The sequence below is a fragment of the Pseudomonas sp. GM74 genome (assembly GCF_000282455.1).
Taxonomy (GTDB): domain Bacteria; phylum Pseudomonadota; class Gammaproteobacteria; order Pseudomonadales; family Pseudomonadaceae; genus Aquipseudomonas.
On sequence record NZ_AKJG01000081.1, the window covers coordinates 1 to 653 of the forward strand.

Sequence of the window (653 nt, forward strand, 5' to 3'; positions counted from 1 at the left end):
GAACATACTAAGTTCCATGGTTGCCTCTCGGTTTCAATAGTGAATCAACTTGGCTTTCGGCACGGCTTGATTGGAGTTTGCCGTTGCTGACCGCCATTTAGATCCAGCCATTGTTATCAATTAATCTTGCGACATTACGCCATCAAGATAATAGTGAGTTTCACGAATGAACTTTTAGTCATTCGAACATGTCCATTTTCAGGTAACAGAAAACCTCAATCGCACTGAGCGCAGAGAAGGTTTAACTTCCACTTCTGGGGGGCTGCGAGGCCCGGAACCCGATCGACGAGCGGATCAGGCAATGCTGGTTGGGTCGGCGGGGCTTCCACCCCATTCGAGGAAACGGATCTTGTGAACCTCACCCTCACTGTCTTCGTAGACCAGGGTCACCGGCACCACGCCGGTCTTGTCGGATGTATCGGTGCGCTGCAGTACCCGTTTCACATCGATTTCCATTCCGTAGTGGTACTCGACGGCTGAGATATGCGCGCCGGGTTCTTGCAGGCTGTTCTGGTCGAAGACACTGGGTGCGAGACTGGAAATCACTGCACTGACAATTGTGGCCATGCTCATAAGGCTGTACCTCCACTGACGTTTGCTTGACAAGGACCTAATGTGACACGTTGAGAAAGTGAAGTTCACTTCACCGCGAC

Annotated in this window: 1 protein-coding gene; it reads right to left on the reverse strand. The window is 51.3% G+C overall.

The features are described from left to right. Positions 1-294: 294 nt before the first annotated feature. On the reverse strand, positions 295-573 hold the full coding sequence (locus PMI34_RS11320; protein ID WP_008050967.1) for a DUF2790 domain-containing protein: 279 nt from the start codon (positions 571-573) through the stop codon (positions 295-297). Positions 574-653: the final 80 nt, after the last annotated feature.